Genomic DNA, 24,950 nt, shown 5'->3' with positions numbered 1-24,950 from the left:
TGGGCCGCGACCTTGCCTAGACAGGCCACATGAAACAATCCGTGAAGTTGGTCGCCGGCAACTGGAAGATGAACGGCGTGGCCGCCGACCTGACCGAGGTCGCGGCGCTGCGTCAGGCCCTGTCGGACACGCCGCCCGCGTGCCGTGTCGCACTCTGCCCGCCCGCGACGCTGATCGAGCGGCTGGCTCGCGATGCCGGAGCCCTGATCGAGACCGGCGGGCAGGATTGCCGCGCCGAAGCGAAAGGGGCCTTCACCGGCGGCGTGTCGGCGGCGATGCTGAAGGACGCGGGCGCGACGCTGGTCATCGTCGGCCATTCGGAGCGCCGCCAAGAGTTCGGCGAGAGCGATGCACTGGTCGCGTTAAAGGCGGAAGCCGCGATCGAGGCCGGACTGGAGCCGATCGTCTGCGTCGGCGAGACGCTGGCCCAGCGTGAGGCGGGCGAGGCGGTCGAGGTGGTCCGGCGTCAGGTGATGAACTCCCTGCCGCTGGCGGCTGCGGGCCGACCGTTCGCTATCGCCTATGAACCGGTATGGGCCATCGGAACGGGCCTGACACCGACGCTGGAGCAGATCGAGGAGGTGCACCGGGCGGTGCGGTCCGCCATGATCGAGCGGCTGGGTCTGGCCGCCGCGACGCCCCCGATCCTGTATGGCGGCTCGGTAAAGCCGGACAACGCCCGCGACATTCTGGCCGTGCCGGAGGTAGGTGGGGCCCTGGTCGGCGGGGCGTCGCTGAAGGCGGCGGATTTCCTTGCCATCATCGAGGCGGCGTAACGCTCTATTCCCTTGGCGGCTCGCGGATGTTAGACGCGCGCCCTTGATCGGCGCGGGTCCGCGCCACACCTGTTGGACGTCATGCTTCAAACCATCCTGCTCGTCATCATGATCCTGATCTCCGTCTCGCTGGCGGGGGTCATCCTGCTTCAGCGGTCGGAAGGCGGCGCGCTGGGCATGGGCGGCGGGCCCTCGGGCTTCATGACCGCGCGAGGCGCCGGCAATCTGCTAACCCGTTCGACGGCCATTCTGGCGACGGCCTTCTTCGTCTGCGCCATCGCCCTGACCATCGCGGGCAACGTCGAGCGATCCAACCGTTCGATCGTCGATCCGGACGCCGTCGGCGCCCTGGCCGCTCCGGCTGAAGGTACGACCAACCCGGCCGCCGCGGCGGCGGACCAGCCGGCGACGCCCGCCCAGCCGAAGTCCGCGACGCTGGAAGATCTGGAATCGAGCATCGGCGGCGCCCAGCCGACGACCGCTCCGGCCCAGCCGGCTCCGGCCAACTGATGGGGGCGGGGACCTTATCCCCGCCTTCCGCCTCCCGCCCTCAAAGTCTCCACAGTTCCCGGTCGCGCTCTGCGCGACCTTTCTTTCTTACGCTTGCTGGATCGCTTGCGATCCATCGGGTCGAATCAGCGGTAGAGTGATCTCCCATGGCCCGTTACGTGTTCATCACCGGCGGCGTGGTTTCCTCATTGGGAAAAGGCCTCGCATCCGCCGCTCTCGGCGCGCTTCTGCAAGCGCGCGGCTACAAGGTTCGCCTTCGTAAGCTCGACCCCTATCTGAACGTCGATCCGGGCACGATGAGCCCGTACCAGCACGGCGAGGTCTTCGTGACCGACGACGGGGCCGAGACCGACCTCGACCTGGGCCACTATGAGCGCTTCACTGGCGTTTCGGCGGCCAAGTCGGACAACATCACGACCGGCCGCATCTATTCGACGATCCTCGAGAAGGAGCGGCGCGGCGATTATCTGGGCGCGACGGTGCAGGTGATCCCGCACGTGACCGATCAGATCAAGCAGTTCTGCCTGTCCAAGGCCCTGACCGACGACGGTCAGGATGTGGACTTCGTGCTGGTCGAGATCGGCGGCACGGTCGGCGATATCGAGGGCCTGCCGTTCTTCGAGGCTATCCGCCAGCTGGGTCAGGACCTGCCGCGCGGTCAGTCCTGTTTCGTCCACCTGACGCTGCTGCCGTTCATCAAGACCGCCGGCGAGATGAAGACCAAGCCGACGCAGCACTCGGTCAAGGAACTGCGCTCCATCGGCATTCAGCCTGATATCCTGCTGTGCCGGTGCGAGTTCCCGATCCCGCCAGACGAAAAGCGCAAGATCGGCCTGTTCTGCAATGTGCGCGAGAGCGGCGTCATTCAGGCCATGGACTCGGCCGACATCTACGCCGTGCCGCTGGACTATCATCGCGAGGGACTGGACGCCGAGGTCCTGGCCCACTTCGGCATCACCGACGCACCGGCACCGGACCTGACCCGCTGGGAGACGATCGCCCAGCGCCGCCTGCATCCCGACGGCGAGGTCACCGTGGCCGTGGTCGGCAAGTACACCGTGCTGAAAGACGCCTACAAATCCCTGATCGAGGCCCTGCATCACGGCGGGGTGGCCAACAACGTCAAGGTCAACATCGACTGGGTCGAGGCCGAGACGTTCGAGGGCGATCGCGACGCGTGTGAAGCACGCCTGCAGGGCGCGCATGCCGTGCTCGTGCCCGGCGGCTTCGGCGAGCGGGGCTCGGAGGGCAAGATCGAGGCGGCCCGTTTTGCCCGGACGCGCAACATCCCCTATTTCGGCATCTGCTTCGGCATGCAGATGGCGGTGATCGAGGCGGCGCGGAATCTGGCCGGCTATCCCAAGGCGTCTTCGACCGAGTTCGGCCCCACCGAGGAGCCCGTCGTCGGCCTGATGACCGAATGGACGCAAGGCAATGAGCGGGTGCAGCGGATGGCCGGCGGCGATCTGGGCGGCACCATGCGTCTGGGCGCCTATGACTCGACGCTGAAGGCGGGGTCGAAGATCGCGCAGATGTACGGCTCGACCACTATCAGCGAACGGCACCGCCATCGCTATGAGGTCAACATCAACTACCGCGAGGCGGTCGAGCAGAAGGCGGGCCTGATCTTCGCCGGCCTCTCGCCCGACGGCGTCCTGCCCGAGACGGTAGAGCGCGAGGACCACCCGTGGTTCATCGGCGTCCAGTACCATCCGGAGCTAAAGAGTCGCCCGTTCGCGCCGCACCCGCTGTTCGCCGGCTTCATCGAGGCCGCCGTGGTGCAGAGCCGGCTGGTGTGACCGGGGCGTCCGTACAGGTCGCCGCCCTCTATCAGTTCGCCAGCGTTTCTGATCCGCAGGCGGTTCGCGACCGCCTGACCGCCCTGTGCGGCGAGGAGGTGAGGGGAACCCTGCTGGTCGCCCGGGAAGGGATCAACGGCACGATCGCCGGCTCCGGGCCCGCCATCGCCCGCGTTCTGGCCGGCATCCGAACCATGCCCGGTTTCGAGGCGCTGGAGGTCAAGACTGCCGTTGCAGACGCCATGCCCTTCTACCGCATGAAGGTCAGGGTGAAGCCCGAGATCGTGACCATGGGCCAGCCTGATCTGGATCCGTCGCGCGACGCGGGGGTCTATGTGACGGCCGAAGACTGGAACGCCCTTATCTCGGATCCCGATACGATCGTGATTGATACGCGCAATGACTACGAGGGCGCGATCGGCGCCTTCGAGGGGGCGATCCAGCCGAATACGAAGAGCTTCCGCGATTTCCCGACCTGGTTCGAGACCGAGGGCCGCAAGCTGCTGGACCGGCCGAACCCGCCCAAGGTGGCCATGTACTGCACCGGCGGAATCCGTTGCGAGAAGTCGACGGCCTATCTGAAGGCGCAGGGCGTCGCTGACGTGCACCATCTGCAGGGCGGCATCCTCAAATATCTGGAGACGGTGCCCGAGGCGGAGAGCCTCTGGCGGGGCGAGTGTTTTGTCTTCGACGAGCGGGTCGCGGTCGGCCACGCGCTGGCGCCGGGCACCCACTCCCTCTGTCGCGCCTGTCGGATGCCGCTGGGCGAGGCGGAGCGGGCGTCGGAATGCTTCGTCGAGGGCGTCAGCTGCCCGCACTGTCATGACACCCGCACCGAGGCCCAGCGCGCCAGCTATCGAGAGCGACACCGGCAGGTCGCGCTCGCCGAGCTGAAGGGTATCGCCCACGTCGGGGCGAAGATCGGCGAAGACGCCCGGGCCTGAGGCTCAGGGCAGGCGGCGCGCCGTGGTGATGGTGATGCGCGGCTCCAGCATCTCGCCCTTCATCACGCCTTCGCCCAATGTCGGCGACACGGGCGCGACCAGCATCTGGCGCACCAGATCCATGCCCTCGACGACCCGTCCGAAGGCGGCGAAGCCCAGCGGGTCCAGCGAATCCCGCTTGCCGGCGTCATAGGGGATCAGGTTGCCGACGATGATGAAGAAGTCGCCCGTGGCGCTGCCCGGCGCATAGCGGGCCATGGAGATGGTCCCGTCCAGATGGCTGAGCCCCGTCTCGGTCGTCGGCTCGTGGGCGATGGGCGGCAGGACCCGGTCGCGGGCGTTGTCGGTCCCGCCCTGTACGAAGCCATAGCCGGGCGCAGCCTTCATGGCGCGATAGAAGCTGGTCCCGTCGAAGCGGTGCTCGTCGACATAGCGCAGGAAGTTGCCGGCCGTGATCGGCGCACGCTTGTCTTCAAGCTCGAGAACAATCTGGCCCATGGCGGTTTCGAGCGCGACCCGCGGCTTTGGTTCGGCCGACGGGGCCGCGACAGGAGCGGCCTGAACGGCGGCGACTCCGGCGAGCCCATGAAGAACGGTGCGTCTGTCCATGCAGTCACCATACCTCGTCCGCCCGTCCGGAGAAGGCCCGATCGTGTGCTCAGCTCTCAGGTGGAGGCTCAGCCTGTCTAGGCGACACGACACCCTCGAAAGGCTTGCGCAGATGACAGCGCACGCAGACCTGCACGCCCGGCTGACTACGGCTGTCGACGAACAGATGGCCCTTTCGGGCGCAACGCAACTTCTCGAACACGGCTGGCCCTTCCGCGCGACACCGGATTGAAACGCATCAGCCCGATCCCGGAGCCACATCACGCCAGATTTCAGAGGTCTGCAAGTTTTCGACGAGGAAGAGCGCCCGAAGTTGGCTTCGCTCCCAAAACCCTCTATCGAGCCGGTCCGCTCGCAGGACAGGTGGCCGAGTGGTTTAAGGCAGCGGTCTTGAAAACCGCCGTAGGTGGAAGCCTACCGTGGGTTCGAATCCCACCCTGTCCGCCAAGGCTTCGGCGTATCAGGCCGTCATTCCCCGGCCAGCGACCAAAAGTCCCGCCCGCAAGTGACGGGATGTTGACGCCACGTGATCTTGGCAGGCCCGAACGGGCGGTCTAGGTCGGAGGTTCAACCGCTCCTGGAGAGACGCACCATGGCCGATCTGGCTTCCGTCACCGAACACATCCGCGGCGCCGTCGGCGATAACTCCGGTCTGGGCAAGACCGTGAAAATCGATCTGGGCGACACCGGCAAGATCTACATCGATGGCGCCTCGGTTCCGAACTCGGTCACCAATGAGGACAAGCCCGCCGACGCGACCGTCTCCATCTCGTGGGACGACTTCATGTCCCTGTCGGAAGGCCGTCTCGATCCGATGATGGCCTTCATGCAGGGCAAGCTGAAGATCGCCGGCGACATGATGATCGCCCAGAAGCTGGCTCCGCTGCTGAAGCGCTGAGGCGCCGAATGCTCCCTCCCCGTTCGGGGAGGGTGACCGGCGCGTAGCGTCGGTCGGGTGGGGACGGCCCGACGGCCAGACGCCGGAATATGGGTCGCCCTGCCGCTCCCACCCGGTCGCTGCGCGACCACCCTCCCCGGGGTGGGGAGGGAGAAAGGGCTTCCATGGATTTCCGCCACAGCGACAGAGCCCTGCACTGGCAGGAGCGCGTGCGCCGCTTCATGGACGACAAGGTGCTGCCTCGCGAGTCGGAGTACTGGGCTCAGGTGCGTGAGGATCATACGCGCCAGCCGCCGATCATGGAGACGATGAAGGCGGAGGCCAGGGAGGCGGGTCTGTGGAACATGTTCCTGCCGGGCGAGCACGGCGCGGGCCTGACCAATCTGGAATACGCCCCGCTGGCCGAACTGATGGGCCATCACCTGTGGTCGGCCGAGGTGTTCAACTGCAACGCCCCGGACACCGGCAATATGGAAGTGCTGCACATGTACGGCAGCGCCGAGCAGCAGGCGCGGTGGCTGAAGCCGCTGATGGCTGGCGAGATCCGCTCGGCCTTCCTGATGACCGAGCCGGCGGTCGCTTCGTCGGATGCGACGAATATCGAGACGCGGATCGAGCGGGACGGCGACCACTATGTGATCAACGGCCGCAAATGGTGGTCCACCAATATGGGACACCCGAACGTCGCCATCACCATCGTGATGGGCAAGACGGACACCGGAGCGGCAGTCCACCAGCAGCAGTCGCAGATCCTTGTGCCGACGGACACGCCGGGCTTCCGCGTCGAGCGAATGCTGTCGGTGTTCGGCTATGACGAGCGACCTATCGGTCACGCCGAGGTAGTGCTGGAGAATGTCCGCGTGCCCGTAGAGAACCTGATCGCCGGCGAGGGCAGGGGGTTCGAGATCGCGCAGGGGCGTCTGGGGCCGGGCCGCATCCATCACTGCATGCGGGTGATCGGCGCGGCCGAACGGGCGCTGGGGCTGATGACCGAGCGACTGCTGAACCGCACGGCGTTCCGCAAGACGCTCGCCGAGCATTCGGTCTGGGAGCAGCGCGTCGCCGATGCGCGAACCAATATCGAGATGTGCCGGCTGATGGTGCTGAAGGCGGCGTGGATGATCGATCAGGCGGGCGCGAAGAACGCCAAGTCCGAGATCGCGCAGATCAAGGTCGCCGCGCCGCGGATGGCGCTGCAGATCATCGATGACGCCATCCAGGCGTTCGGCGGCGCCGGCGTGTCGGGCGATACGCCGCTGGCTGAACTCTATGCCGGCGTGCGGACACTGCGCCTGGCGGATGGCCCGGACGAGGTGCACAACCGCACGATCGCGCGGCTGGAGTACGCCAAGTACGGCGGTCGGGGCGGTTAGGTCAGGCCTGACCGGCGGACGGCTGCAGGGCGAAGATCTTGCGGTCCAGCCGGGTGACCTCCTCCTCCAGCCGAGCCTTCTCTGACGCCATGTCGACAGGCGTGCCGTCGTCATAGGTCAGGGTCGCGCCCTTCGCGATCAGGTCGAGGCGGTAGATCAGGGTGACGCGGCGCGCGGTCAGGCGTTCGAGCTCGGACTGGTCGGTCATCAGGCCGCCGCGTCCCGCCACGCCTTGAGGGCGTCCAGCCCGCGGATGCTCATCAGCCGCTTCTTGGCACGGCCACGATCCTTGGGCGGGATCTTCTTGCCGTCTTCATCGACGCGCGGGGCTTCGAGAGGCGGCAGCAGGCCGTAGTTGATGTTCATCGGCTGGAACTTCGAGCCTTCCAGATGGCCGCCGGTGATGTGCTCGACCAGCGCGCCGATGGCGGTCTCGGCAGGCGGCGGGGCCAGATCGCGGCCCAGCGCCTGGGCCGCGGCGAGGCGACCGGTCAACAGGCCCATGGCGGCGCTTTCGACATAGCCTTCAACGCCCGTGACCTGACCGGCGAAGCGCAGGCGCGGCATCGCCTTCAGACGGAGCTGGCGGTCCAGCAGCTTGGGCGAGTTCAGGAAGGTGTTGCGGTGCAGGCCGCCGAGACGGGCGAACTGGGCATCCTGCAGGCCCGGGATCATGCGGAAGGTCTCGGCCTGCGCCCCGTGCTTCAGCTTGGTCTGGAAGCCGACGAGGTTGAACAGGGTGCCCAGTGCATTGTCCTGACGCAGCTGAACGATCGCGTGCGGCTTGACCTGCGGGTCGCGCGGGTTGGTCAGGCCGACCGGCTTCATCGGGCCGTGCCTCAAGGTCTCGCGGCCGCGCTCGGCCATCACCTCGATGGGCAGGCAGCCGTCGAAATAGGGGACGTTTTCCCACTCCTTGAACTCGGCCTTGGGGCCGTCGAGCAGGGCGTCGATGAAGGCGTCGTACTGCTGTTTGTCCATAGGGCAGTTGACGTAGGCGGCGGCGTCTCCGCCCGGGCCTTCCTTGTCGTAGCGCGACTGACGCCAGGCGATGTCGAAATCGATCGAGTCGGCGTGGACGATGGGGGCGATGGCGTCGAAGAAGCTGAGGCTCTCCTCGCTGGTCGTCTTCAGGATCGCCTCGGCGAGAGCGGGTGAGGTGAGGGGGCCCGTGGCGACGATGACGTTGTTCCATTCTTCCGGCGGCAGGCCGGCGATCTCCTCGCGGACGATGGTGATCAGCGGATGGGCTTCCAGTTTCGTGGTCACGGCTTGCGAAAAGCCCTCGCGATCAACGGCGAGCGCGCCGCCGGCCGGGACCTGATTGGCGTCGCCGCAGGCCATGATGATGGAGTCGAGCGCGCGCATCTCGGCGTGCAGCAGGCCGACGGCGTTGTACTCCCAGTCGTCCGAGCGGAAGGAGTTGGAGCAGACCAGCTCGGCCAGCCCATCCGTATGGTGGGCGTCGGTCTTGACGCCCGGCACGCCGCGCATCTCGTGCAGGATGACGGGCACGCCGGCCGAAGCGATCTGCCAGGCGGCCTCTGACCCGGCGAGGCCGCCGCCGATAACGTGCACAGGAGATGGAGAGTTCGTCATGCGCGCGCTTCTAGCGGGGCGTCGGGCGCTGGGCTAGGTTGAGTCGTAACGACGGAGGGCAGGATGGCGTTTTCGGCTACGGATGCGGCGCTGGAAGGATTTCGGATCGCGAGGGCCAAGCCCAAGGCGATGCTGATCTGGACAGCGGCGTCGCTGGCGATCAGCCTGCTGGCCACCGTGGCCACGATCGTGCTGTTCGGCGACACCCTGACGCAGATCATGGCGGCGAGCGAGACCGCCGAGAGCGATCCGACGCAGATCTTCGCCCTGATGGGCCAGATGGCCGTCTTCTATCTCTTCCTGATCCCGTTCGTTCTGCTCATCTTCTCCATCTTCACCACGGCGGTCTATCGCGCCGTCCTGAAACCTGACGAGGACCGGCTGGGTTATCTGCGGCTCGGCGCGGACGAAGGCCGGCAGGCGCTGGTGCTGTTCGTGCTCGGGCTGCTCGGCTTCGCGGTCAGCATGGCGGCCATGATCGTGATGATCCTGATCGTGGCGCTGATCGCTGGTCTGGTCGGGGTGACAGGGGGAGGCGACAGCGTGGCCGCGGGCATCGGCGCGGCTCTGGGCGTGATGTTCGGCTATCTGGCGCTGGTGGCGGTCTCGATCGCCTTCTGGGTCAAGTTCTCGTTCGCGGGGCCGATGACCTTCGCCGAGAAGAAGCTGCGCATCTTCGGCTCATGGCGCGCGACGAAGGGGCATTTCTGGCCGCTGTTCGGCAGCTATCTGCTGGCCTTCATCCTGGGCCTGCTCGTGGCGATGCTGGGCGGGATCATCGGCTTCGCGGCCATGGCGGCGCTGGGCGCGCCGACGGCCGGCGGGCTGTTCGGCATGGCGGAGTCCATGGAGGGCGACTTCACCTCGCTCGCCGCCTATTTCACGCCCGCCATGATCGCCAACTCAATCGTCAGCGCCTTCTTCTCCGCCCTGACCTACGCGATCTTCCTGGCGCCCGCGGCGGTGGCCTATCGCGAGATTGTGGGCGTCCGCGGTCCCGGCGTCGCCGACAACTTCTCCTAGGAGCAGGTTCATGAAGGGTATTGAACTCTACGCACCGCGCGAGCCGAAACATCGGCGGACGTGGACGGCGGCGGCGCTGGTTCTGACCATCGTCTTCATCACGCTGGGCCAGATCATCGGGGCGATTCCCGGGATCGCGTCCGGCCTGATGACCATGCAGGGCGAGGCCAACGGCTGGCCCGGTACGGTCTATCTTCTCGCCTCGTTCGCGTTCGCGGCCATCATCACCATCCTCTGGGTGGTGTTCTTCGAGCGGCGCGGTCTGGCGACGATCGGCTTCAATGGAAACGGCCTGAAGCGGTTCGTGCGCGGCTATGCGATCGGTCTGGCGTTTCTGGTCGCCGTGGTCGGCATCATCTGGGCGCTGGGCGGTTACCGCATCGACGCCGGCGGGGCGTTCGCCTCCGCCAACGTCGGCGCGGCGCTGATCCCGATCTTTGTCCTGATGCTCGGCTTCATCATTCAGGGTTCCACCGAGGAGATCATCACGCGGGGTTGGCTGATGCAGGTCATCGCCTCGCGTCACGGCCTCGGCTGGGGCATCGGCCTGAGCGCCGGTCTGTTCGGTCTGCTGCACGCCGCCAATATCAAGCCGTCGCCGGAACTGCTGACAGGCGTCCTGAATGTCATCCTGTTCGGCGTCTTCATCGGCCTGTACGCCGCCAGAGAAGGCTCGCTGTGGGGCGTCTGCGGCTGGCACGCGGCGTGGAACTGGCTGCTGGGCCTCGGCTTCGGGCTGGAGGTGTCAGGTCAGGTGATCGAGACCACGCCGCTGATCGTTGACCTCGGCACGCAGACGACCGTGCCATGGTGGGTGACGGGCGCCGCCTTCGGGCCTGAAGGCAGCGTCATCACGACCGTCGTGCTGCTGGTCGGCGTCGCCGTCCTGATCTGGAAGGGCAAGACCCGCGACTTTGGCGTCGTGGCCGAGCCCGTCCCCGCTGCCGTGACTGCCGACTAGGCCTTTTCCTTCACCCGCGCGGCCTTCTTCGCCGGAACGGCTTTCGTCAGGCCGGCGACGCGGGCCTTGCGACGCTGTTCGTGACGGTCGAGGACCTCCTTGAGGTATTTGCCGGTCCAACTTGCCTTGTTGTCAGCGACCTGTTCGGGCGTGCCGACCGCAACGATCTCGCCGCCGCCGTCGCCGCCCTCGGGGCCGAAGTCGAGCAGGTAGTCGGCGACCTTGATGACGTCGAGATTGTGCTCGATGACCACGATGGTGTTGCCGGCGTCGACCAGTTCCTGAAGCACCTCGAGCAGCTTGCGCGTGTCCTCGAAATGCAGGCCCGTGGTGGGCTCGTCGAGGATGTAGAGGGTGCGGCCGGTGGCGCGCTTGCTCAGCTCCTTGGACAGCTTGACCCGCTGGGCCTCACCGCCGGACAGGGTCGTGGCCGGCTGGCCGACCTTGACGTAGCCGAGGCCGACGCGTTCCAGCGTCAACATCTTGTCGCGGATGGACGGCACGGCGGTGAAGAAGCGCGCGGCCTCCTCGACTGTCATATCCAGAACGTCGGATATGCTCTTGCCCTTGAAAACAATTTCCAGCGTCTCGCGATTGTAGCGCTTGCCCTTGCAGACATCGCAGGTGACGTAGACGTCGGGCAGGAAGTGCATCTCGATCTTGATAACGCCGTCGCCCTGGCACGCCTCGCAGCGGCCGCCCTTGACGTTGAAGCTGAAGCGGCCGGGGCCGTAGCCGCGGGCCTTGGACTCCGGCAGGCCCGCGTACCAGTCGCGGATGGGGCCGAACGCGCCGGTGTAGGTGGCCGGGTTCGAGCGCGGGGTGCGGCCGATCGGGCTCTGGTCGATGTCGATGACCTTGTCGAACAGCTCCAGCCCCTCGATGCGATCATGGGCGGCGGGGGCGTCGGACGCATTGTGCAGACGGCGAGCGGCGGCCTTGTACAGGGTCTCGATGGTGAAGGTGGACTTGCCGCCGCCGGACACGCCGGTGACGCAGGTGAAGACGCCGACCGGGATCTCGCCGGTCACGTTCTTCAGATTGTTGCCGCCGGCGCCGCTGATCCTGAGCATCTTCTTGCGGTTGATCGGGCGGCGGCCCTCAGGCGGCAGCTCGATCTCGCGCTCGCCAGTCAGGTATTTGCCGGTCAGCGACTTCGGATTGGCCATCACCTCGGCGGGCGTACCCTGAGCACAGACCTCGCCGCCGTGGATGCCGGCGGCGGGGCCCATGTCGATGACGTAGTCGGCCGTCAGGATGGCCTCCTCGTCATGCTCGACCACGAGTACGGAGTTGCCGAGGTCGCGGAGCCCGCGCAGGCTTTCGAGCAGGCGGGTGTTGTCGCGCTGGTGCAGGCCGATGGAGGGCTCGTCGAGGACGTAGAGGACGCCGGTCAGACCCGAGCCGATCTGGCTGGCCAGACGGATGCGCTGGCTCTCGCCACCGGACAGGGTGCCGGAGCTGCGCGAGAGGTTCAGATAGTCTAGGCCGACGTTGTTCAGGAAGCGCAGGCGGTCGTTGATCTCCTTCAGGATCCGCCGGGCGATTTCCATCTGCTTGTCGGACAACTTGCCGTCCAGCGCCGTGAACCAGGCGTGGGCGGCCTTGATGGACAGCCAGCTGATTTCCGCGATGTCCTCTCCGGCGATCTTGACCGCGAGAGCCTCTTCCTTGAGGCGCTTGCCATGACAGGCCTCGCACGGCGTCTCGGACTGGAAGCGGCCCAGCTCCTCGCGCACCCACGCACTGTCCGTCTCGCGCCAGCGGCGTTCGAGGTTCGGCAAGACGCCCTCGAACGCCTTTGATGTCTCGTATTTCCGGGCGTTGTCGTCATAGACGAACTTGATCTTCTCGCCGCCCGACCCCTGCAGGATCACGGTCTGGGCCTTGCCGGGCAGCTCGCGCCACGGCTTGTCCATCGAGAAGCCGTAGTGCTGGGCCAGCGATTGCAGGGTCTGGGTATAGAGGGGGGAGGGGCCGCGCGACCACGGGGCGACCGCGCCCCCGTGCAGGGTCTTGTCCTTGTCCGGCACCACCATATCGGCGTCGAAGGCCAGCTTGACCCCCAGGCCGTCGCAAGCGGGGCAGGCGCCGAACGGGTTGTTGAACGAGAACAGCCGGGGCTCGATCTCGCTGATGGTGAAGCCGGAGACCGGGCAGGCGAACTTCTCGGAGAAGGTGATGCGGCGCGGCGCCGTCTCGCCTTCCATCGTGTTGGCCCATTCGGCCACGGCGATGCCGTCGGCCAGACCGAGCGCGGTCTGCAGGCTATCGGCATAACGGCCCTCAAGGCCGGCCTTGGTGACGATGCGGTCCACCACGATGTCGATGTCGTGCTTGAATTTCTTGTCGAGAGTCGGGGCGTCCTCGATGGCGTAGAATTCGCCATCGATCTTCAGCCGCTGGAAGCCCGAGCGCTGCCACTCGGCCATCTCCTTGCGGTATTCGCCCTTGCGGCCGCGCACGACGGGGGCCAGCAGCAGAATGCGCTCACCGTCGGGCAGGGCGGTCAGCTTGTCGACCATCATGGAGATGGTCTGGCTCTCGATCGGCAGCCCGGTGGCGGGCGAATAGGGGACGCCAACGCGCGCCCACAACAGGCGCATGTAGTCATGGATCTCGGTGACCGTGCCGACCGTCGAGCGAGGGTTCTTCGACGTCGTCTTCTGCTCGATCGAAATGGCGGGCGACAGCCCTTCGATGAGGTCGACGTCCGGCTTGCCCATCAGCTCAAGGAACTGCCGGGCGTAGGCGCTCAGGCTCTCGACGTAGCGGCGCTGACCCTCGGCGTAGATGGTGTCGAACGCGAGCGAGGATTTGCCCGAGCCCGACAGGCCGGTCATCACGACCAGCTGCTCGCGCGGAATGTCGAGATCGACGCCCTTGAGATTATGCTCGCGGGCGCCGCGCACCCGGATGAAGTTGTGTTTTTCGGTCATGGATTCCGGGAACGCGGGAGGGCCGGAGCGGGTCCGGCGCGACAACGCAATATGGGAACTGGTTCGCTGAAATCAGCAAGAACATTATAGGAACAGGAACGCGGGTGCGCCAGCCTGCTGCCAGATTCCGTCAGCAGGCTGTCAGGGCCGGATGAACTCGCCGGTTCGCAGGCTGATCACGCACTCATGGCGATCGGCCTCGTCCTTCCAGCAGTAGTCGACGCCGAACAGGTTCCGCTGGACGGGATTGGTCGAGCGCCATGTGCGGCCGTCACGCACCACCTCCGAGCCCAAGCGGGCGCTGTGAGCCTGGAGCGCGTTATAGAAGTTCATGGCGGGCGTGCCGGTGCAGGTGAACAGGACCATGTCGGTGCTGTCGTCGAAGGCGCGGCCGTAGCTGCCCCGCGCCGCCGCCTGCCCGATGCAGTCGGCGTAGAAGCGCGCGTTCGGCGAGGCGCTGACGGTGATGGGGGTGAAGTCGGCCGGGCCTATGTTCGGCTCAGGCGCGTGAGCGCAGGCGGTGACGCAAAGCAACGTTGCAACGATCGTGAACACACGCATGGCGGGCCTCCCGACCACACGGTCTCACGGCTTCGTCAGATTGGCCACGGCGGAAACACCCTTGCGCCCTTCGGCCTTCGCCCCCATCCTCTGGGGACTGAGTGAGTTTCACGGAGGCCTGACGATCATGATCAGCACGCTGGAAATCGGTTTCGCCCTTTCCGCTCCCTTGCTGCTCGTGCTCGCCTATGTCCTCGCTCCCAAGCCAAAACCCGTCCCCATCCGCATTCGTGACGCTCAGCAGCGTCGCGGCCCGCGCGCCTGACGGGCGAACCCTTTTTGACAATCTGACGCTCGCCTTCGGGCGGGAGCGAACCGGCGTCGTCGGGCGCAATGGCGCGGGGAAGACCACGCTGCTGCGTCTGATCGCCGGTCTCGCGGAGCCGCAGGAGGGCGCGGTCGCGCGCACAGGGCGGATCGGCTGGCTGGATCAGAGAAACACGCCGGCGCCGGGTGAAACGGTGGCCGAGGCGCTGGGCGCGGCTGAGGGGCTGGTTCTGTTGGCTCGCGTACTCGCGGGCGATGGCTCTGGCGATGATCTGGCGGAGGCTGACTGGACGCTGGAAGCGCGTATCGGACAGGCTCTGGCGGAGGTGGGGCTGACCGAGGTCGCCTTCGACAGGCCTGTGGCTTCGCTCAGTGGAGGCGAGCAGACGCGCCTGCGGCTCGCCGGACTGATGCTGGATCGGCCGGACTTGCTCGTGCTCGATGAACCGACGAACCATCTGGACGGGGAGGCTCGCGCGTTGGTCGCGGAGGTGCTGGAGCGCTGGCCCGGCGGCGTGGTGGTCGTCAGTCACGATCGTGCCGTGCTGCGGCGGATGGACCGCATCGTCGAACTGTCTGCTCTCGGCGCCGCCGTCCATGGCGGGAACTACGAGCTCTACGTCGAGCGCAAGGCGTTAGAACGCGCCGCCGCGGAGCGGGGGCTGGATGCGGCCGAGCGTGAGGCGGATCAGGCGGCGCGGGAGAACCAGCGCGCGCTGGAGCGGAAGGCGCGGCGCGATCGTGCGGGAAAGGCCTCACGGATTGGCAGCTCCGACCCAAAGATACTCCTCGACTTCCGCGCGGAGCGGGCGGAGGTCTCAGGCGGGCGTGAGCGTCGGCTGGCCGAGCGGCGAACCGCGGACGCGGGAGTGGCTCTGGATGCGGCGCGGGAACGGGTCGAGAGGGTCCGGGAGCTGTCGATCCCCATGCCTTCGACCGCCCTGCCGGTCGGTCGCGTGGTTCTGGATATGCTTGAGGCGGCGTGGGACGCACCGGACGGTCGGCGGATCGTCGGCCCGATTTCCCTGACGCTGACCGGTCCGGAACGGATCGCGGTGACCGGACCAAACGGCGCGGGCAAGAGCACGCTGCTGCGGTTGATGGCGGGAGAGCTCGAACCGGCCACCGGGTGGATTGACCGGCCTGTGGCGGCCGCTCGACTGGATCAGTCGGCGGACATCCTCTCGCCGACCGAGACCCTAGTTGACGGGTACATGAGGCTCAATCCGGAAGCCTCGTCCAATGAAGCGAGGGCGGCGCTGGCGAGGTTCCTGTTCCGCAACGTGGCGGCGGACAGGGCGGTTGGAGAGCTTTCAGGCGGCGAGAGGCTGCGTGCGGCGCTGGCTTGCGTGATGACAGGCAGGTCGCCGCCGCAGCTTCTGATCCTTGACGAGCCGACCAACCATCTGGATCTGGACTCGATCTCGGCGGTCGAGGCGGCCCTTCGCGCCTATGACGGCGCGCTGGTGGTCGTCAGCCATGACGAGGATTTTCTCGACGCTATCGGCGTGACCCGCCGCTTGGCGCTGGTTAACCCCAGGCCTCGACCGCGCCACGACGCCGGACAGCAGGCTTAACCTCCGAGAGCGGGGTTTGCATGACAGGGTCGCGGGTCGGGCGGCCGAAGAACCAGCCCTGACCATGGTCGACGCCGAGTCCGCGCAGCACGTCGGCCTGGGCCTTGGTCTCGACCATTTCCGCGACCGTGTTCAGCTTCAGGTCGCCACACAGCTTGACCAGATGTTCGATAAGGGTGCGCGAGCGCTCGCTGCTGGTAATGTCGGTGACGAAGCGGCCATCGATCTTGACGATGTCGAGGCTCAGGCGACCGAGGTAGTCGAACGACGCAGCGCCGACGCCGAAGTCGTCCAGACAGACGCGCACACCAGCATTGCGGAGCGCGCGCAGACGGCGGTCCGCGCCTTCAAGATCCGACATGGCGGCGGTTTCGGTGACCTCCACCATCAGGCGCTTGCGGATGGCCGGTATGGCTTCGGTCAGTTGAAGCAGATGCTGAACATAGGCGTCGCCGGCCAGCGAGGCGCCCGAGACATTCACCGCAATCTCCATGCGGCTGAATCCGGGCCGCTTGAGCTGCTGCAGGGCCTTTTCGACGACGACGAAATCGAAGCCCTCGATCAGACCCAGTTCCTCGGCCATGTGGATGACGCCGGCAGGACTGTCTGCGCCGCCGGTAAACCGGGTCAGGGCCTCGAAATGGTGGGTGTCGCCGGACTTCAGATCGACGATCGGCTGGTACTCGAGCGCGAAGTCCCGTCCGCGCACGACGGCCCGGAACCGCTCGGCCCCGCGCACGGTGGCGGCGAGGCTTTCGGCGAAACCCAGGCCGGCGGCAGCCGCGCCGTCCTTGAGGCAGTTCTCGAGCGCCAGACGCAGGGCGCGGACGGTGACCTCGGCGGCGGCTCCGGCTTCGGGCGTGGCGCGGCCGATCTCCACGCTGAGATCGACCCCTTCCGCCGTGCCGGCGTCGCGAATGTCGCCGGCGATATCCGTCTGGTCGGTTCTGTCACGCACCACCGCGAACCGGTCCGGAGCCAGACGCGCCGCGCTTGCGCCGTCAACCGAGGCCATGAGGAGGATGTTTTCGATGCCCGCGATCACGCGCTGGTGGCTCTCCTGCGCCTCGTCCAGTCCGCCGACCTCAACGAAATCGACAGCGACGGGCGCGCCGGTAAGAAGGGCGGGCGTAGCATCCAGCAGGCCCTGCGCGTCCTTCAATCCTTCGCCCGCGCTGATGGTCTCGACCGCGTCGCGCCAGCTCAGCGAACAGGACACCGCCGGCGCCAGATCCGGCAGAAGGAAAGCGTGCAGCGCGCCGCGACGGAAAGCGGTGTCACCACAAAGAAACCGGATCTCCGTCGAAGGCGACCGCTTCCCGGGCTTCAGATCGCCCAGCAGCGTCGCCAGACGTTTGCGGTCGGCGGGCAGGACCAGATCCTTGATCGACTTGCCCGTCCAGGTCCGGGTGGGATCGACGCCCTGGCCCGGTCCGGCGCCCAGCGCGAATTGGACCTTGCCGTCGCCGGACAGCTCTACGAGCAGGTCCGCCGAGGCGAAAGCCAGTCCCAAAAGGCGCGACGTCATCCCCATCGGGATAACGTTGCCATGAAAGCCTTAAAATTCGGCTGCTTGAGCGTTCATGCGGTCTGATTGAACGCCACGGCCCTGCCATCGCCGTTCGTGGCGTGCCCGGATGAGCCGTAGGCGGAGGGATTTCCACGCTGTGAGGCGACTTCCGCCGCGATGGTTTTCACCAGTCCTTCGGAGATGATCCGCGCCGCCTCGACCGCACGGGCATGGCGCGAAAGCACCGCTTCGAAGGCCTCGGTGCACTCTACCAGCCTTTTGCGCGCATCCTGTGGAGCGGAGGCGATGCAGCCGGGATTGGCCTTCAGCTGCGCCGACTCCCGCCGGTACAGATTGGCCAGTTCCTGCGTGTCGGCGAGGGTCGCAGCCGCGTCCTGCGGGCGACGGGCCTCGAAGGCGTGGGACTCTTCGGTGAGGCGTTCAGTCAGGCGGACGGTCAGATCGGTCAACTGGCGCACCCGGGCGTCGGCGATCAGTTCAGCGTCGGTCACTGGCCCTGCTCCTGCATCTTCAACATCTGCGCCATCACCTGATCGGTCAGCCCGATCCCGCCGGCCTTGACGGTCTCCTTTGCCATCGCGTCGAGCTGGAAGCTGCGCCACGTGGCCTCGGCCTCGCCCCCGCCGAACATGCCATCGGTGCTCAGGCCCTCGAACATCGGCTTCAGCATCTGGGACAGGAAGGAGGCCTCGAATTGTTCGGCGGTTTCGCGCATCCGGTCGCGCGAGGCGGTCGGCGCCGGGGTCGACTGGAGCAGGGAAGGGGAAACGGCGAGATCGCTCATTCTCACATCACCTCGATTTCGGCCTGCAGGGCGCCCGCGGCCTTGATGGCCTGGAGGATGCTGATCATGTCGCGCGGGCTGACGCCGAGGGCGTTCAGGCCGTTGACCACGGTAGAGAGAGAGGTTCCGCCGCCGATGATGCGCATCTGGGTGCCGCGATCCTCTTCGACCGTGACATCCGACTGCGGCACGACTGCGGTTTGACCGCGGCTGAAGGCTTCAGGCTGGCTCACCAGCGGAGTCTCCTGCACCGAGACGGTCAGATTGCCTTGGGCGATGGCGACGGTGGAGACGCGGACAGCGTCGCCCATGACGATGACGCCGTTGACCTCATCGATGATGACCTTGGCCGGGGCGTCGACCTCGACCGGCAGGTTCTCGACCTGACTGATGAAGCCGGCCATGCCGAGATGGGCGGGCGCGCGCAGGGCGACAACGGTGCCGTTCTCGGCCAGAGCGGTGTTCGGGAAGGTCCGGTTGATCGCCGCCGCCACCCGCTGGGCTGTGGTGAAGTCCGGATTGCGCAGCGTCAGCCGCACCTCGTTCATATTGGCCAGCTGGAACCCGGTCTCGCGTTCGACGGTCGCTCCGCCGGCGATGCGGCCGGCCGTCGGCACACCGCGGGTGACCGAGGAGCCTGAAGCGCCCGATGCCGAGACCGAACCTGTCTGGATCGAGCCCTGGGCCACGGCGTAGATTTCCTGATTGCCGCCCTGGAGGCTGGTGGCGATCAGCGTGCCGCCCAGCAGGCTCTTGGCGTCGCACATCGACGAGACGGAGACATCAATGCGAGCTCCCGGGGCGGCGAAGGGCGGCAGGTCGGCGGTGATCATCACGGCCGCGAGGTTCTTGGAGTTGGCGTTCGAGCCGCGGATGTTGACGCCCAGCCGCTCGCTCATCCCTTCCAGGGACTGGCGGGTGAAAGGGCAGTTGCGCAGGCTGTCGCCCGTACCGTTCAGGCCGACGACCAGTCCGTAGCCGACCAGCTGGTTGGTCCGTACGCCCTCGATGGCGGCGATGTCCTTGATCCGGGACTGGGCCAGGGCGGGCGCGCCGATACTCGCTACGGCGAAGGCGGCGATCAGCGGGGCGAGCAGTTTCTGCATGGGCAGGGGGTCCAGCAACCAATGTCGTCAACCCTGATGCCAGACCCATGCCAGACAGATTTGTGCGTAAAATCAAAGCGCCGACTTTTCCTGCGCGCGTTTCAGCGGGCAGATTCTGCCGGGGCGTTAACCAAACGGTGACGGCGTCGGGCGATGGTCGGCCATGTACCGGAGACGACTCTCATGAAGGTCAGCGGCCCTTCAGGTCCATCGGCGCCTCAGGGCGTCTCAAGGCCGTCAGCGGCGTCGGGCGGATTCTCGGTCAAATCGACCGGAGGCGGTGCGCCCGCACAGGCCACGACGGCGGCCTCCAGCATGTCCGGCGTCTCTGATGTCTCTGCGCTCATGGCCCTGCAGGGCGTCGAGGATCCGACCGAGCGTCGCCGCCGCGCCATCCGCCGGGCCGGGGGGCTGCTTGACCGGATGGACGAGCTCAAACTGGCCCTTCTGTCGGAGGAAACCGGGGAAGCGGCGCTGGAACGTCTGGGCCGGACCCTGCGTGAAGAACGGCCCGAAGACGCCGACGAAGGCCTGAAGAGCGTGCTCGATCAAATCGATCTGCGGGCGGCGGTAGAGCTCGCCAAGGCGGAAATTCGCCGCAACGGCGCATAAGTCGGCGAAATCGTTCCCGAAAACGCGACTGCAAACCGCCGGGTGATGAAGAAATGTCACGCTCGCGCTATTCGTTAAGCGTGGCCGGCTCACGCTCGCGCGAGCGTTGTTGCTCCGACTCGTGCGCATGCCTATACGCATCCACTGCGCCACAGGGGGGCGCTGTCTACTTTGAGCGTGAGTGCGATGAACGCATTAGCGTCCGCCGTTATCGAACCGGTCCCTTACAGGCCGAGCGACGACGAGCCGTTCATGAATGAGCGGCAGCTGGCCTATTTCAAGGCCAAGCTCATGGACTGGAAGGACGACATCCTTCGTGAGTCCAAGGGCACGGTCATCAATCTGAAGGCCGAGACGGAGAACCATCCGGACCTCGTGGACCGGGCGTCTTCCGAATCCGACCGCGCGCTGGAGCTTCGCACCCGCGATCGCCAGCGCAAGCTGATCTCCAAGATTGAGGAAGCCCTGCGACGGATCGAGGACGGCTCCTATGGCTATTGCGAGGAGACCGGCGAGCCGATCAGCCTCGGTCGCCTTGAAGCCCGTCCGACAGCGACCCTGTCGGTCGAGGCCCAGGAGCGTCACGAGCGTCGGGAACGCGTCCACCGCGACGACTGAGGCGGCGACGCCTTGACTTGCGGGTGCGGGAGGGCGACCTAGCGCGCCTCTCGTCGCGAGGTCTTTTCCCGAATGTCCGTCAAGGTTCGTTTCGCCCCGTCGCCCACGGGCAAGCTGCACGTCGGCAATGTGCGCACTGCGCTGGTGAACTGGCTGTTCGCCAAGGGGCAGGGCGGGCAGTTCGTCCTGCGCATCGACGACACCGACCTGGCCCGCTCGACCGCCGAGTTCGAACAGGGCATCGAGATCGACCTGCGTTGGCTGGGTCTGGTCTGGGACGAGCGTCACAACCAGTCCAAACGCTTTGACCGCTATGAGGCGGCCGCCGAGCGCCTGAAGGCCGCTGGCCGGCTGTACGCCTGCTACGAAACCTCCGACGAGCTCGACCGTCGCCGCAAAGTTCAGCTCTCGCGCGGGATGCCGCCGGTCTATGACCGCGCCGCGCTGGCGCTGACCGACGCCGAGAAGGCGGCCTATGAAGCGGAGGGCCGTCGTCCGCATTGGCGCTTCAAGCTGGATGGCAAGCGCGTCGCCTGGGAAGATCTGGCGCGTGGGCATGCCGAGGTCGACACGGCCTCCATGTCCGACCCGGTGCTGATCCGCGAGGATGGCCTGTTCCTCTATACCCTTCCGTCCGTGGTCGACGACATCGAGATGGACATCACCCATGTGATCCGGGGCGAGGACCACGTCACCAACACCGGCGCGCAGATCGAGATCTTCGAGGCGCTGGGCGGCCCGGTTCCCGAGTTCGCGCACATGCCGCTGCTGGTCGGCGCCGACGGTCAGGCGCTGTCCAAACGTCTGGGCTCGTTGTCGATCTCGGACATGCGGGATCAGGGCTACGAGCCGATCGCCATCACCAGCCACCTCGGCCGGATCGGGACGTCGGATCCGCTGGAAGTCGGCGAATCGATCGAGGCGCTGGGCGACAGCTTCGCCTTCTCCAAGATGGGCCGCTCGCCGGCGCGCTACGACACGGCCGATCTGGATCGTCTGAACGCCCAGTCACTCCACGCAATGGCGTACGCGACCGCCCGCCCGCGTCTTCAGGCGCTGGACGCCGATCTGGGCGAGACCTTCTGGAACGCCGTGCGGCCAAACCTTCAGAAGTTCGCCGATGTCGTTGAAATGGCGAACATCGTGCGCGGCCCGGTCACGCCTGTAGTCGAGGACGCCGCCTTCGCCTCGGCCGCGCTTGCGGTCCTCCCGGAGACGATCGACGAGACCCTGTGGCCGACCTGGACCAATGCGGTGAAGGAGGCGACCGGCGCCAAGGGCAAGGCCCTGTTCATGCCGCTCCGCCTGATCCTGACCGGTCAGCCGCACGGGCCGGACATGGCCGCGATCGCGCCAATGATCGATCGCGAGCGGATCGTGAAGCGGCTGAACGGCGAAACCGCCTGATCCAGCGATCGGAAGACAACAGAAAGGCCGCCCCCGCGAGGAGGCGGCCTTTATGATTCCGTGCCGCGTATCAGGCCGCGTTGCAGACGGCCAGTTGCTCGGCCGAGAGGGCGACGCCCTTGTAGGTGAAGGCGGTGACCTGACCGAAGCGGGCCACGACGCGGCGGCAGGCGCGCGGAGCGGGCTGGTTCGCGCCGCCGGTCGCCATGCAGGCGGAGCCTTCGCAGCGCCAGGCGGCGCCGTCGATGATGGTGCGGCCGGCAGGCGCCCTGGCGGCGTCAGCGAGGACGGCGCTGGTGGCGTTGGTCTGGGCGGCGGCGGGAGCGGCGGCGAACAGGGCCGCGGCGATCAGAAGGGCGCGCATTGGAAGTCTCCGGAAGAGCTGGCGGGGTCGCTCTCCCAGTGTCAGTTTTTATTGAAAACTGTCAATACGCGTATTTTTGGAAAACTGACGCGGGAGTGATCAATGATCACTTATCGCAGATCATGTTGCAAGCGCGGCACGCTGTCGCTCTGCTGCATGGCGGCGATCGCCTCCTCGACCGTCTCGCAAACGCTCCAGGCCTGACGGAAGCTCTCCGGGCTCATCCGCTCGGCGATGCTGTGCTCCAGCACGGCGACCAGAGAGTCCCAGAAGCCGTTCAGGTTCAGAAAGATCACCGGCTTGCCGTGCAGGTCCAGCCGCTTCCACGACAGCACCTCGATGGCTTCTTCCAGCGTGCCAACGCCGCCGGGCGCAACGACAAAAGCGTCCGACTGGTCATACATGATCGTCTTGCGCTCATGCATCGAGGTCACGACCACGGTCTCGACATCGTCGAACAGGCGTTCGCGGCTGCGCAGGAAGCCGGGCATGACGCCCAGCACCCGTCCGCCGGCCTCGTGGGCCGCCCGGGCCGAGGCGCCCATCAGGCCCACGCCGCCGCCGCCATACACCAGCCGCCAGCCCGCCTCCGCCGTCTGCCGGCCGAAATCCTTCGCGGCCTGGATATAGTCGGGCGACACCGTTTCGGACGAGCCGCAGAACAGGCAGACGGAACGACCCTCGAAGGGCTGGATGGTGACGGACGACATGGGGCCTCGAACGACGCAGGGGGACAGCAGGCTCCGGCCACGCTATCTGGGATGACGTTCCTAGCGTTCGGAGGCGCGTGATGAAACCGGTGAAATGGGCAGCCGTCGCGGCGACCTTGACGCTTTCGGGTCTGGCGGCCTGCGGCGAGCGTCCCGTCGCAAAGTCGCAGCACGATCCCGCCAGCGACGGCTGGACCCAGCCGCCCGACATCACCGCGGCCCAACTGGCCGGCGCGACCCTGATCATCGAAGGTCGGGCCGAGCCGGGCGCCCGCGTGGTCCTGCGCAACGACGGCGACGCCGCCTACGCGGCCTCGGCCGACGGGACCGGCCGGTTCCAGATCCGTATCGTCGCCGGCTCTGCACCGCTGCTGCTTCGACCCGAGACGCAGGAGGGACAGGACGCCGCCGCCTCGCCCTCGCGCCTGTTGATCGTCGATGGCGGCAAGGGGCCGATCGCGGTGCTGCGTCCCGGCGCTCCGGCGAGGCGCTTGGGCGCATCACCCCCGCTGGCGGCCGTCGACAGCGATGGGCGCATGGCGCTGGCGTCGGGCGTGACGGCGGCCCCGGTCACGGTCTCGGCGGATGGCCAGACGGATGAGGCCATGCCGGACCCCGGCGGCCGCTGGAGCCTGCTGCTGGAATCGTCCACGGCCAGAGACATCCGCGTGGGTCAGCGCACCTTCTCATGGCCCGGCGCCGGACAACCGGCGGCCGACGACGCGGCGCAGGCCGTGCGGGCAGGGCAGGGGTGGATGGTGACCTGGTCCAGCGGGACCGGGACGCGGCAATCCACGTGGCTGCCGGATGTCTGAAGTGCGGTTTACGTCCGATTAACCAATTCGGCTCAATCGCAGGACTGTCTTCTCTTCTTCGAGGACACCCACCATCACCAGACTTTCAGCCCGGCGCCCGCGTCGGGCTTTTTTCTTTGGTGGAACCGAGTCGAGGGCGGCCCGCGTCTTCGTCGCGCGAGCGACCGCTTTCGCAGGAACGCCGACCCGGCCGGGCCGCGCTTCGTCGCGTGATCCTCGGCCTTGATCGCAGACTTCGGACTCGCGCGCCCCGTGCACGGCACCTTCCGGACCTTCATTCTGTCCAGTGGTCCGTGAGCACATGTCCTCCCCCAAATCCCCCGTCCGTCCCGCCGTCTCGCGCCGCGCGCGCGCCCTGATGGCGTCATCTGCGCTTGGCTGTTCGCTGGTTGTGTTGGCGAGCGGTGGCTCGGCGGCCGCGCAGGAAGCCTGCGGGCCGGTTGTCAATGGTCAGGTCATCTGCCAGCCAGGGACATACGACAGACTAGAGTATGTTGGTGCGGATGATACTGAACTGGTTCTCGGAAGTGGAGCGACCGTTACCGGGAGCACCATCCTTACTGGTGCGGGCGACAAGATCGTTACAGGCGATCAGCAGGCTAACTTATCCGAGATTGATGTGATTTCCGATGAGGGAGAGGCAACCGTTAATGTAAGCGATACAGGACGAATACTTGTTGAGGCGCATTCAGATGCGACAGTAAACGCCCGAGATGTTTCGCTTCGCATAAGTGTGGCATCAGAAATCGGAACATCAAAAATCAATGCGCGTTCTGTGGTTGCTGCGGATGGTAGCAACGAAAATGTGTATGCGGCGGGCAGAAATACATATATTGAGGTAGGTACCGTCACATCGGCTGATCCCTCTCATGTAATGTTTCAAGCTATACGTGGATATGCAAGCGAATATCTGAGCATTGAGGCCGGCAGCGTTGAAATAGCGATGCTTGGGACTGGAAGCTCCATTGGAAGGCCAACAGCGGTTTTAGCTGATGCGGCGAACGCCTTCGTTGATGTGGGTTCTCTGACGGTCACCGCAGGTCGAGCGGACGCGAGAGGCATTTCTGTCGCTGCGACTGAAACTGCGGTGGTCAAGAGTGGCTTTGCTACATTCAACGGTGGTGACGCTGCCATATATGCGGAGGGCACAGCCGACACGAGCGTAAC

General features: G+C 66.4%; 25 protein-coding genes and 1 tRNA gene. 15 read left to right on the top strand and 11 right to left on the bottom strand.

All coding sequences use genetic code 11. The features are described 5' to 3' along the window. The first annotated feature begins 29 nt into the window (after window positions 1–29). The 4 genes from tpiA (at window position 30) to ACIQC9_RS05435 (ending at window position 4,029) form a co-directional block, all read left to right on the top strand. Window positions 30–776, top strand: coding sequence for a triose-phosphate isomerase (gene tpiA, locus ACIQC9_RS05450; RefSeq protein WP_400613213.1), 747 nt, complete (start codon window positions 30–32; stop codon window positions 774–776). Between the two features lie 81 nt (window positions 777–857). After that, a complete protein-coding gene (secG, locus tag ACIQC9_RS05445; RefSeq protein ID WP_400613211.1) occupies window positions 858–1,286 on the top strand; it encodes a preprotein translocase subunit SecG in 429 nt (142 codons plus the stop codon). A gap of 146 nt (window positions 1,287–1,432) precedes the next feature. Then, window positions 1,433–3,085 carry a CTP synthase gene (locus tag ACIQC9_RS05440; RefSeq protein ID WP_400613208.1) on the top strand — a complete coding sequence of 551 codons (1,653 nt, stop codon included), beginning with the start codon at window positions 1,433–1,435 and terminating at the stop codon, window positions 3,083–3,085. Continuing rightward, a complete protein-coding gene (locus ACIQC9_RS05435) occupies window positions 3,082–4,029 on the top strand; it encodes a rhodanese-related sulfurtransferase (RefSeq protein ID WP_400613206.1) in 948 nt (315 codons plus the stop codon). Before ACIQC9_RS05440 ends, ACIQC9_RS05435 begins: the two co-directional genes overlap by 4 nt. A gap of 3 nt (window positions 4,030–4,032) precedes the next feature. Here ACIQC9_RS05435 and ACIQC9_RS05430 read toward each other — a convergent pair whose 3' ends face one another. Beyond that, on the bottom strand, window positions 4,033–4,638 hold the full coding sequence (locus ACIQC9_RS05430) for a peptidylprolyl isomerase (RefSeq protein ID WP_400613204.1): 606 nt from the start codon (window positions 4,636–4,638) through the stop codon (window positions 4,033–4,035). 357 nt (window positions 4,639–4,995) lie between these two features. On the opposite strand from ACIQC9_RS05430, the gene ACIQC9_RS05425 reads away from it, so the two are divergent. From ACIQC9_RS05425 to ACIQC9_RS05415, 3 genes are all read left to right on the top strand, one after another. Then, window positions 4,996–5,085, top strand: a tRNA-Ser gene (locus tag ACIQC9_RS05425). Window positions 5,086–5,230: 145 nt separating this feature from the next. Further along, on the top strand, window positions 5,231–5,536 hold the full coding sequence (locus tag ACIQC9_RS05420) for an SCP2 sterol-binding domain-containing protein (protein WP_400613201.1): 306 nt from the start codon (window positions 5,231–5,233) through the stop codon (window positions 5,534–5,536). Between the two features lie 164 nt (window positions 5,537–5,700). Next, window positions 5,701–6,909 (top strand): acyl-CoA dehydrogenase family protein, encoded by a 1,209-nt coding sequence (locus ACIQC9_RS05415; protein WP_400613198.1) that lies wholly within the window; start codon window positions 5,701–5,703, stop codon window positions 6,907–6,909. Between the two features lies 1 nt (window position 6,910). Here ACIQC9_RS05415 and ACIQC9_RS05410 read toward each other — a convergent pair whose 3' ends face one another. Beyond that, window positions 6,911–7,117 (bottom strand): hypothetical protein, encoded by a 207-nt coding sequence (locus ACIQC9_RS05410; protein ID WP_400613196.1) that lies wholly within the window; start codon window positions 7,115–7,117, stop codon window positions 6,911–6,913. After that, window positions 7,117–8,508: a methylenetetrahydrofolate--tRNA-(uracil(54)-C(5))-methyltransferase (FADH(2)-oxidizing) TrmFO gene (gene trmFO, locus ACIQC9_RS05405; protein WP_400613194.1), complete on the bottom strand. Its 1,392-nt coding sequence runs from the start codon at window positions 8,506–8,508 to the stop codon at window positions 7,117–7,119. Before trmFO ends, ACIQC9_RS05410 begins: the two co-directional genes overlap by 1 nt. Window positions 8,509–8,571: 63 nt before the next feature. Here trmFO and ACIQC9_RS05400 point away from each other — a divergent pair, with 63 nt between their 5' ends. Next, window positions 8,572–9,531: a hypothetical protein gene (locus tag ACIQC9_RS05400; protein WP_400613191.1), complete on the top strand. Its 960-nt coding sequence runs from the start codon at window positions 8,572–8,574 to the stop codon at window positions 9,529–9,531. A gap of 10 nt (window positions 9,532–9,541) precedes the next feature. Next, entirely contained in the window at window positions 9,542–10,492 is a 951-nt protein-coding gene (locus ACIQC9_RS05395; protein WP_400613188.1) for a lysostaphin resistance A-like protein, read from the top strand. Here ACIQC9_RS05395 and uvrA read toward each other — a convergent pair. Then, window positions 10,489–13,431 (bottom strand): excinuclease ABC subunit UvrA, encoded by a 2,943-nt coding sequence (gene uvrA, locus ACIQC9_RS05390; protein ID WP_400613185.1) that lies wholly within the window; start codon window positions 13,429–13,431, stop codon window positions 10,489–10,491. The genes ACIQC9_RS05395 and uvrA overlap by 4 nt on opposite strands. 141 nt (window positions 13,432–13,572) lie before the next feature. Further along, window positions 13,573–13,992 (bottom strand): hypothetical protein, encoded by a 420-nt coding sequence (locus ACIQC9_RS05385; RefSeq protein WP_400613183.1) that lies wholly within the window; start codon window positions 13,990–13,992, stop codon window positions 13,573–13,575. A gap of 127 nt (window positions 13,993–14,119) precedes the next feature. Between ACIQC9_RS05385 and ACIQC9_RS05380 the strand changes: the two genes are divergently transcribed. Beyond that, a complete protein-coding gene (locus ACIQC9_RS05380; protein ID WP_400613181.1) occupies window positions 14,120–14,257 on the top strand; it encodes a hypothetical protein in 138 nt (45 codons plus the stop codon). Beyond that, window positions 14,223–15,836: an ABC-F family ATP-binding cassette domain-containing protein gene (locus ACIQC9_RS05375; RefSeq protein ID WP_400613178.1), complete on the top strand. Its 1,614-nt coding sequence runs from the start codon at window positions 14,223–14,225 to the stop codon at window positions 15,834–15,836. Before ACIQC9_RS05380 ends, ACIQC9_RS05375 begins: the two co-directional genes overlap by 35 nt. Here ACIQC9_RS05375 and ACIQC9_RS05370 read toward each other — a convergent pair. From ACIQC9_RS05370 to ACIQC9_RS05355, 4 genes are read right to left on the bottom strand one after another with little or no spacing between them, the layout of a single operon-like run. After that, a complete protein-coding gene (locus ACIQC9_RS05370; RefSeq protein ID WP_400613176.1) occupies window positions 15,790–17,364 on the bottom strand; it encodes an EAL domain-containing protein in 1,575 nt (524 codons plus the stop codon). The two genes, ACIQC9_RS05375 and ACIQC9_RS05370, sit on opposite strands and share 47 nt — an antisense overlap. 53 nt (window positions 17,365–17,417) lie before the next feature. Further along, on the bottom strand, window positions 17,418–17,858 hold the full coding sequence (locus tag ACIQC9_RS05365) for a flagellar basal-body protein FlbY (RefSeq protein ID WP_400613174.1): 441 nt from the start codon (window positions 17,856–17,858) through the stop codon (window positions 17,418–17,420). Beyond that, the gene (locus ACIQC9_RS05360; RefSeq protein ID WP_400613171.1) at window positions 17,855–18,151 is read right to left on the bottom strand and encodes a rod-binding protein; all 297 of its coding nucleotides are present in this window, start codon (window positions 18,149–18,151) and stop codon (window positions 17,855–17,857) included. The genes ACIQC9_RS05365 and ACIQC9_RS05360 overlap by 4 nt, the downstream gene beginning before the upstream one ends. A gap of 2 nt (window positions 18,152–18,153) precedes the next feature. Beyond that, window positions 18,154–19,257 (bottom strand): flagellar basal body P-ring protein FlgI, encoded by a 1,104-nt coding sequence (locus ACIQC9_RS05355; protein ID WP_400613169.1) that lies wholly within the window; start codon window positions 19,255–19,257, stop codon window positions 18,154–18,156. Window positions 19,258–19,410: 153 nt separating this feature from the next. Between ACIQC9_RS05355 and ACIQC9_RS05350 the strand changes: the two genes are divergently transcribed. The 3 genes from ACIQC9_RS05350 (at window position 19,411) to gltX (ending at window position 21,894) form a co-directional block, all read left to right on the top strand. Continuing rightward, complete coding sequence (locus ACIQC9_RS05350) at window positions 19,411–19,869, top strand: flagellar assembly protein FliX (RefSeq protein WP_400613167.1); 459 nt, start codon at window positions 19,411–19,413, stop codon at window positions 19,867–19,869. Window positions 19,870–20,055: 186 nt separating this feature from the next. Then, window positions 20,056–20,487, top strand: a complete 432-nt coding sequence (gene dksA, locus ACIQC9_RS05345; RefSeq protein WP_400613166.1) for an RNA polymerase-binding protein DksA — start codon at window positions 20,056–20,058, stop codon at window positions 20,485–20,487. A gap of 72 nt (window positions 20,488–20,559) precedes the next feature. Then, window positions 20,560–21,894 carry a glutamate--tRNA ligase gene (gltX, locus tag ACIQC9_RS05340; protein WP_400613164.1) on the top strand — a complete coding sequence of 445 codons (1,335 nt, stop codon included), beginning with the start codon at window positions 20,560–20,562 and terminating at the stop codon, window positions 21,892–21,894. A 70-nt stretch (window positions 21,895–21,964) separates the two neighbouring features. Here the strand turns inward: gltX and ACIQC9_RS05335 are convergent, their stop codons facing one another. Together ACIQC9_RS05335 and ACIQC9_RS05330 are read right to left on the bottom strand one after the other, a co-directional pair. Next, window positions 21,965–22,258: a CC_3452 family protein gene (locus ACIQC9_RS05335; protein WP_400613163.1), complete on the bottom strand. Its 294-nt coding sequence runs from the start codon at window positions 22,256–22,258 to the stop codon at window positions 21,965–21,967. Window positions 22,259–22,368: 110 nt separating this feature from the next. Further along, on the bottom strand, window positions 22,369–22,968 hold the full coding sequence (locus tag ACIQC9_RS05330; RefSeq protein ID WP_400613161.1) for a TIGR00730 family Rossman fold protein: 600 nt from the start codon (window positions 22,966–22,968) through the stop codon (window positions 22,369–22,371). 80 nt (window positions 22,969–23,048) lie between these two features. On the opposite strand from ACIQC9_RS05330, the gene ACIQC9_RS05325 reads away from it, so the two are divergent. Continuing rightward, complete coding sequence (locus ACIQC9_RS05325; protein ID WP_400613158.1) at window positions 23,049–23,783, top strand: hypothetical protein; 735 nt, start codon at window positions 23,049–23,051, stop codon at window positions 23,781–23,783. Window positions 23,784–24,950: the final 1,167 nt, after the last annotated feature.

Source organism: Brevundimonas sp. NPDC092305 (assembly GCF_044755415.1).
Lineage (GTDB): Bacteria > Pseudomonadota > Alphaproteobacteria > Caulobacterales > Caulobacteraceae > Brevundimonas.
Note: the sequence above shows the minus strand (reverse complement) of the source record. Positions and strands in the feature narration are given on the sequence as shown.

What these genes read in the sequence shown, in the direction of transcription:
- ACIQC9_RS05400 (WP_400613191.1), top strand. Translation starts at nt 8,572, where the DNA reads ATGGCGTTTTCGGCTACGGATGCGGCGCTGGAAGGATTTCGGATCGCG.
- tpiA (WP_400613213.1), top strand. Translation starts at nt 30, where the DNA reads ATGAAACAATCCGTGAAGTTGGTCGCCGGCAACTGGAAGATGAACGGC.
- ACIQC9_RS05370 (WP_400613176.1), bottom strand. Translation starts at nt 17,364, where the DNA reads ATGACGTCGCGCCTTTTGGGACTGGCTTTCGCCTCGGCGGACCTGCTC.
- dksA (WP_400613166.1), top strand. Translation starts at nt 20,056, where the DNA reads ATGAACGCATTAGCGTCCGCCGTTATCGAACCGGTCCCTTACAGGCCG.
- ACIQC9_RS05440 (WP_400613208.1), top strand. Translation starts at nt 1,433, where the DNA reads ATGGCCCGTTACGTGTTCATCACCGGCGGCGTGGTTTCCTCATTGGGA.
- ACIQC9_RS05350 (WP_400613167.1), top strand. Translation starts at nt 19,411, where the DNA reads ATGGTCGGCCATGTACCGGAGACGACTCTCATGAAGGTCAGCGGCCCT.
- ACIQC9_RS05335 (WP_400613163.1), bottom strand. Translation starts at nt 22,258, where the DNA reads ATGCGCGCCCTTCTGATCGCCGCGGCCCTGTTCGCCGCCGCTCCCGCC.
- gltX (WP_400613164.1), top strand. Translation starts at nt 20,560, where the DNA reads ATGTCCGTCAAGGTTCGTTTCGCCCCGTCGCCCACGGGCAAGCTGCAC.
- ACIQC9_RS05420 (WP_400613201.1), top strand. Translation starts at nt 5,231, where the DNA reads ATGGCCGATCTGGCTTCCGTCACCGAACACATCCGCGGCGCCGTCGGC.
- ACIQC9_RS05355 (WP_400613169.1), bottom strand. Translation starts at nt 19,257, where the DNA reads ATGCAGAAACTGCTCGCCCCGCTGATCGCCGCCTTCGCCGTAGCGAGT.
- secG (WP_400613211.1), top strand. Translation starts at nt 858, where the DNA reads ATGCTTCAAACCATCCTGCTCGTCATCATGATCCTGATCTCCGTCTCG.
- uvrA (WP_400613185.1), bottom strand. Translation starts at nt 13,431, where the DNA reads ATGACCGAAAAACACAACTTCATCCGGGTGCGCGGCGCCCGCGAGCAT.
- trmFO (WP_400613194.1), bottom strand. Translation starts at nt 8,508, where the DNA reads ATGACGAACTCTCCATCTCCTGTGCACGTTATCGGCGGCGGCCTCGCC.
- ACIQC9_RS05360 (WP_400613171.1), bottom strand. Translation starts at nt 18,151, where the DNA reads ATGAGCGATCTCGCCGTTTCCCCTTCCCTGCTCCAGTCGACCCCGGCG.
- ACIQC9_RS05415 (WP_400613198.1), top strand. Translation starts at nt 5,701, where the DNA reads ATGGATTTCCGCCACAGCGACAGAGCCCTGCACTGGCAGGAGCGCGTG.
- ACIQC9_RS05395 (WP_400613188.1), top strand. Translation starts at nt 9,542, where the DNA reads ATGAAGGGTATTGAACTCTACGCACCGCGCGAGCCGAAACATCGGCGG.
- ACIQC9_RS05325 (WP_400613158.1), top strand. Translation starts at nt 23,049, where the DNA reads ATGAAACCGGTGAAATGGGCAGCCGTCGCGGCGACCTTGACGCTTTCG.
- ACIQC9_RS05330 (WP_400613161.1), bottom strand. Translation starts at nt 22,968, where the DNA reads ATGTCGTCCGTCACCATCCAGCCCTTCGAGGGTCGTTCCGTCTGCCTG.
- ACIQC9_RS05410 (WP_400613196.1), bottom strand. Translation starts at nt 7,117, where the DNA reads ATGACCGACCAGTCCGAGCTCGAACGCCTGACCGCGCGCCGCGTCACC.
- ACIQC9_RS05380 (WP_400613181.1), top strand. Translation starts at nt 14,120, where the DNA reads ATGATCAGCACGCTGGAAATCGGTTTCGCCCTTTCCGCTCCCTTGCTG.
- ACIQC9_RS05430 (WP_400613204.1), bottom strand. Translation starts at nt 4,638, where the DNA reads ATGGACAGACGCACCGTTCTTCATGGGCTCGCCGGAGTCGCCGCCGTT.
- ACIQC9_RS05385 (WP_400613183.1), bottom strand. Translation starts at nt 13,992, where the DNA reads ATGCGTGTGTTCACGATCGTTGCAACGTTGCTTTGCGTCACCGCCTGC.